Below are 5,677 nucleotides of genomic sequence, written 5' to 3' on the forward strand. Positions count from 1 at the left end.
CCGCAGCGCAACGCCCCGCCCGCCCGGCCCGCGCCGAAGCGCGTCGGCCCGCTGGAGTTCCTCGGGCAGGTACGCGACGAGGGCCGCAAGGTCACGTGGCCGACCCGCAAGGAGACCACGGTCACCACGATCATGGTGTTCGTGATGGTGGTGGTTGCGAGCCTGTTCTTCACGGTGGTGGATCAGGGCCTGCGCTACTTCGTCGGCCTGATCCTGGGTCTCTAGGACAACACACACCGCCTCGGGCCCCGGCCCGCCGCGAACGCTCAGGAGTCGATCAGAACCGTGTCGAAGCGCTGGTACATCGTCCACGCCTACTCGAATTTCGAGAACAAGGTCGCCCAGTCCATCAAGGATCAGGCAGCCCAGCGTGGGCTCATGGACCTCTTCGAGGAGGTGATGGTCCCGACCGAGAAGGTCGTCGAGGTCCGCCGCGGGCGCAAGGTCGACGCGGAGCGGAAGTTCTTCCCCGGCTACGTGCTGGTGAAGTGCGACCTCACCGACGAGGTCTACCACCTGATCAAGAACACCCCGAAGGTCACGGGCTTCCTCGGCGCTGACAAGTCGAAGCCGGTACCGATCCCGGATTCGGAAGCCGAGCGGATCAAGGGCCAGGTCGCCGAGGGCGTCGATCGTCCCAAGCCCTCGATCTCCTTCGAGATCGGCGAGACGGTCCGCGTCGCTGACGGTCCCTTCGCCTCGTTCAACGGCACCGTCGAGGAAGTCGACGAGAGCCGCTCGCGCCTGAAGGTCGCCGTGTCGATCTTCGGCCGCGCCACCCCGGTGGAACTCGAATACGCCCAGGTCGAGAAGGCCTGACGTAGAGCGGACGGAGAGCGGCGGAGAGGGCAGGGGCGACCCTTCTCCCCGCAGCTCGAACTTCGCCGATCACACGCGGAAGGCCCGCCCGGTTCGCCGCCGGGGTCCACGGTCCGCACCGCGACCTGCAACCGCCCGTCCGACCGAGCCTCAGGCAGCCCGGCGGCGCGCAATCATTTGGGAGCAGTCCCATGGCGAAGAAGATCACGGGCTACGTGAAGCTTCAAGTCCCGGCCGGCGCCGCCAACCCGTCGCCGCCGATCGGTCCCGCGCTCGGTCAGCGCGGCCTCAACATCATGGAATTCTGCAAGGCCTTCAATGCGAAGACCGCGCAGATCGAGAAGGGGACCCCGATCCCGGTCGTGATCACGGCTTATCAGGATCGCAGCTTCACCTTCGAGATGAAGCAGCCGCCGGTCACCTTCTTCCTGAAGAAGGCCGCGGGCCTGAAGATCGGCAAGAAGCCGGCCTCGGGCTCCAAGACCCCCGGCAAACCCGGCTCCAACGTCGGCAAGGTCTCCGAGGCGCAGCTTCGCGAGATCGCCGAGAAGAAGATGCCCGACCTGAACTGCGACTCGGTGGACGCCGCCGTCGCGATGATCCGTGGCTCCGCGCGGGCCATGGGCCTCGAAGTCACCGCGTAAGGGGAGGGCACCATGGCACACGAAGGCAAGCGCATCCGCGCCGCCCGCGAGGGCATCGACCCGACCAAGCTCTATGGCATCGCCGAGGCGGTCGCGATGGTGAAGGCCAAGGCCAACGCCAAGTTCGACGAGACCGTCGAGGTCTCGATGAACCTCGGCGTCGACCCGCGCCACGCCGACCAGATGGTCCGCGGCGTCTGCAACCTGCCCAACGGCTCCGGCCGGACGGTGCGGGTGGCGGTGTTCGCCCGCGGCGCCAAGGCGGACGACGCCCGCGCGGCCGGCGCCGACATCGTCGGCGCCGAGGACCTCCTCGAGATCGTCCAGGGCGGCAAGATCGACTTCGATCGCTGCATCGCCACCCCGGACATGATGCCGCTCGTCGGTCGCCTCGGTAAGGTGCTCGGCCCCCGCGGCCTGATGCCGAACCCGAAGGTCGGCACCGTCACCATGGACGTGAAGTCCGCGGTCGCCGGCGCCAAGGGCGGCTCGGTCGAGTTCCGCGTCGAGAAGGCGGGCATCGTCCACGCCGGCATCGGCAAGGTCTCGTTCGACGAGCAGAAGCTCGTCGAGAACATCAAGGCGTTCGCCGACGCGGTGGCCAAGGCCAAGCCCGCCGGCTCCAAGGGCACCTACATCCAGCGCATCGCCGTCACCTCGACGATGGGCCCGGGCGTGAAGGTCGAGCCGGGCTCCGTCCTCGGCGCCTGATCCGTCCCGCACGAACGACGAAGCGCCCGGCCCCTGCGGCCGGGCGTTTTTCGTTTGAGTCCTCCCGCTGCGGGCCACCGATGACGTCTCACGTCGACATCCTGGCCAGCCAGCGGAACGGAACGCTCTATACCGGTTCCACGACGGATCTCGCACGACGCGTCTGGGAGCATCGGCCTGCAGTGACGCCCGGCTTCACCAAGACCTACGGCGTCGTGATGCTGGTCTGGTCCGAGGATCATCCGCGCATCATCGACGCTCGGATTCGTGAGTACGCGATCAAGCGCTGGCGGCGAGCCTGGAAGCTGGCGCTGATCGAGGCGATGAACCCGGATTGGCGTGATCTGTATCTCGATCTCAATCAGTAGCCAGAGCCGCTGCGCGGCGCTTTCCATGCTGGGTCCCGGATCGGGTTCCGCTTCGCTTCACCCGTCCGGGAAATCGGGTGCGCATGACTCGACCCTGGCAGCAAACCCTCGCCGTTTTCCCGGACGCCTGAAGCGTCAGCGAAAGGCGAGCCGGGCCCCAGCACGAGAAGCGCCGCGGAGCGGCTCCATACCCGCCATCACGATGCAGATTGCCGCAGCGAAGGGGGGCGCCATCGCCCGTGCCTGTGCTAAATAGACGGCATGCGATGCACCCTCCCCGTACAGACCAAGCGACGCATCCTATGCGTCTTCCCCGCCTACACGCCGTCCTTCGGGACGTTCTCCCACGCCTACCCGTTGATGGGCGGCGTGAAGGCCTTCATGCCGCCGCAGGGGCTCCTGCTGATCTCGGCCTACATGCCGGAAGGCTGGGAGTGCCGGTTCGTCGACGAGAACATCAAGCGCGCCACGCCTGAGGAGTTCGCCTGGGCCGACGCGGTGTTCGTGTCGGGCATGCACATCCAGGAGCCGCAGATCCACGAGATCGCCAAGCGTGCGCACGCCGCCGGCAAGGTGACGGTGCTCGGCGGCCCCTCGGTCTCGGGCGCCCCGGAGAAGTACCCAGACTTCGACTACCTCCACATGGGCGAGATCGGCGACGCCACGGACGAGCTGGTATCGATCCTCGACCGCGACCTGACGCGCCCCTCGGCCCAGGTTCGGCTCGAGACGAAGGAGCGGCTGCCGCTCTCCGACTTCCCGGCGCCGGCCTACGAGGCGGCTCCGTTGAAGCGCTACCTGATCGGCTCGCTGCAATTCTCGTCGGGCTGTCCGTACCGCTGCGAGTTCTGCGACATCCCGCAGCTCTACGGGCGCCAGCCGCGGCTGAAGAGCGCCGAGCAGATGTGCGCCGAGCTCGACGCGATCATCAGCCAGCCCGGCCACCCGGCGGTGGTCTACTTCGTCGACGACAACTTCATCGCCAACCGCAAGGCGACGCGGGACATGCTCCCGCACCTGGTGGCGTGGCAGAAGAAGAACGACTACCCGCTCCAGTTCGCCTGCGAGGCGACCCTGAACATGGCCAAGCAGCCCGAGATCCTCGAGCTGATGCGCCAGGCGAACTTCATGACCGTGTTCGTCGGCATCGAGACGCCGGAGGAGGACGCGCTCAAGGGCATCGACAAGACCCACAACGCCGCCGTGCCGATGTACGGCGCGATCGAGACGCTCAACTCCTACGGGCTCGAAGTGACCTCGGGCATCATCCTCGGCCTCGACACCGAATCGGACGCTTCCGAGCAGTACCTGATCGACTTCATCGACAAGTCGGGCATCCCCGTCCTGACGATCAACATTCTCCAGGCGCTGCCGAAGACTCCGCTCTGGGACCGGCTCGAGAAGGAGGGGCGGCTGCTCCACGACGCCAGCCTCGAATCGAACGTGCTGTTCAAGCGTCCGCACGACACCGTGGTGTCGAGCTGGCGCCGGGCCATCGCGCACGCCTACGAGCCGGAAAAGATCTTCGAGCGCTTCAAGCACCAGTGCGCGACGACCTATCCCCACCGGATCAAGACGCCGACCAAGGGCAAGCTCACCTTCACCAACCTACGCCGCGGGCTGATCCTCGGGTTCAACATCATCACCCGGGTCGGCATCTTCTCCGACTACCGGCGGCCGTTCTGGTCGGCGGCCGGCTACGCCCTGAAGCGCGGGCAGATCGAGGCGGTGTTCAACATGGGCTTCGTCGCCCACCACCTGATCCGCTTCACCCGCGAGGCCCTGCGCGGCGAGCACAACGCCTCGTTCTACGCGGCCAAGGCCGCCGAGACGGAGGCCGCGCGGCAGCGCTCGTGGTGGGAGAACGCGCGCAAGCGCTTCGTGCCGGAGCGCGAGGCGGCCTAGGGCCGCGACGGCCGGCGCGGCGCGACCACGTCGGAAAAGTCGCGTTTCGGCACTTGGCAGGGCGCTTGCTTCGCTCTATACACCGCGCTCCACGCAATTTTCATGTTTGTTGATGGAGCCCGTCCGCCCGGGCGGGCTCCGTATCGAGACGCCGCCTGGGTGACCGGGCGTCGATGGCCGGCAGGACCTAAGGGGTGAAAACCTCTGAAGGCCGTGTCCGGCTATGTCCTGTCCGAGACTGCAGGTGCCGGTTCGCCGGCTTAATCCGCAAAGCCTGCACAGACGGGGAAGACCGCAGTTTCGAAGCGCCCGACCGATGAGGGACGGCGTGAAGGCATCGGTTTGAACCATCTCAGCCCTTAGGCATCGCACCCCTCGCGGGGGCGGCACCGGGGGACAGGGCCGTGAAGCGTCGTCCAGGACGTTTTCGGCTTAACCAAGGTCGAAGTTCCGTCCCGGGCGGCACGTGCAACCGGCGGACCCATTCTCGGGTTCCGCTCAAACCGGAGAGAGCCCCAGTGGACAGGACAGCAAAAGCTGATCTCGTCTCGACGCTCAACGGCGTGTTCGCAAAGAGCGCCGTCGTCGTCGTGGCCCACTACAAAGGCCTCACGGTCGCCGAGATGCAGAAGCTGCGTTCGCAGATGAAGCTGGCCGGCGCCACCGTGCAGGTCGCGAAGAACAGCCTCGCCAGCATCGCTCTCGATGGCACGGACGTCGCCTCCATCAAGCCCCTCCTGAAGGGCCCGACCCTGCTCGCCTATTCGAGCGATCCGGTCGCGGCCGCCAAGGTGGCAGTGGATTTCGCCAAGGCAAACGACAAGCTCGTGATCCTCGGCGGCGCCATGGGTGCGACCGCTCTGAACCCGGACGGCGTGAAGGCCCTCGCCTCGCTCCCGTCCCTCGACGAACTGCGCGCCAAGATCGTGGGCCTCGTCCAGGCTCCCGCGACTAAGATCGCTCAGGTCGTCAACGCGCCGGCGGCCAAGCTCGCCCGCGTGTTCGGAGCCTATGCCATCAAGGACGAAGCGGCCTGACGGTCGTTCACCCCTTTCAAACCCATCCCTTCACACCGATATCGTTAGAGGATCATCACCATGGCTGATCTTGCCAAGCTCGTTGACGACCTGTCGTCGCTGACCGTTCTCGAGGCCGCCGACCTCGCCAAGATGCTCGAAGAGAAGTGGGGCGTCTCGGCTGCCGCCGCCGTCGCCGTGGCCGCCGGCCCGG

At 66.8% G+C, this 5,677-nt stretch carries 7 protein-coding genes and 1 pseudogene; all 8 read left to right on the forward strand.

Features of this window, described 5'->3' with window-relative positions:
- Positions 1 to 225: preprotein translocase subunit SecE (gene secE, locus FV222_RS15710; RefSeq protein ID WP_246685488.1), on the forward strand; the 225-nt coding region annotated here is incomplete at its 5' end.
- Positions 226 to 285: 60 nt separating this feature from the next.
- A complete protein-coding gene (gene nusG / locus FV222_RS15715; protein ID WP_147752987.1) occupies positions 286 to 819 on the forward strand; it encodes a transcription termination/antitermination protein NusG in 534 nt (177 codons plus the stop codon).
- Between the two features lie 191 nt (positions 820 to 1,010).
- Positions 1,011 to 1,463, forward strand: a complete 453-nt coding sequence (gene rplK, locus FV222_RS15720) for a 50S ribosomal protein L11 (protein ID WP_147752988.1) — start codon at positions 1,011 to 1,013, stop codon at positions 1,461 to 1,463.
- Positions 1,464 to 1,475: 12 nt separating this feature from the next.
- Positions 1,476 to 2,174, forward strand: coding sequence for a 50S ribosomal protein L1 (gene rplA, locus FV222_RS15725; RefSeq protein ID WP_147762911.1), 699 nt, complete (start codon positions 1,476 to 1,478; stop codon positions 2,172 to 2,174).
- Between the two features lie 80 nt (positions 2,175 to 2,254).
- Positions 2,255 to 2,542, forward strand: a complete 288-nt coding sequence (locus FV222_RS15730; RefSeq protein ID WP_147762912.1) for a GIY-YIG nuclease family protein — start codon at positions 2,255 to 2,257, stop codon at positions 2,540 to 2,542.
- A 261-nt stretch (positions 2,543 to 2,803) separates the two neighbouring features.
- Complete coding sequence (locus tag FV222_RS15735; RefSeq protein ID WP_147752991.1) at positions 2,804 to 4,447, forward strand: B12-binding domain-containing radical SAM protein; 1,644 nt, start codon at positions 2,804 to 2,806, stop codon at positions 4,445 to 4,447.
- A 518-nt stretch (positions 4,448 to 4,965) separates the two neighbouring features.
- Positions 4,966 to 5,484 (forward strand): 50S ribosomal protein L10, encoded by a 519-nt coding sequence (rplJ, locus tag FV222_RS15740; protein ID WP_147752992.1) that lies wholly within the window; start codon positions 4,966 to 4,968, stop codon positions 5,482 to 5,484.
- Between the two features lie 60 nt (positions 5,485 to 5,544).
- Positions 5,545 to 5,677, forward strand: a pseudogene (locus FV222_RS15745) (50S ribosomal protein L7/L12); the annotation flags it as partial.

Source organism: Methylobacterium sp. WL103 (genome assembly GCF_008039885.1).
Lineage (GTDB): Bacteria > Pseudomonadota > Alphaproteobacteria > Rhizobiales > Beijerinckiaceae > Methylobacterium > Methylobacterium cerastii.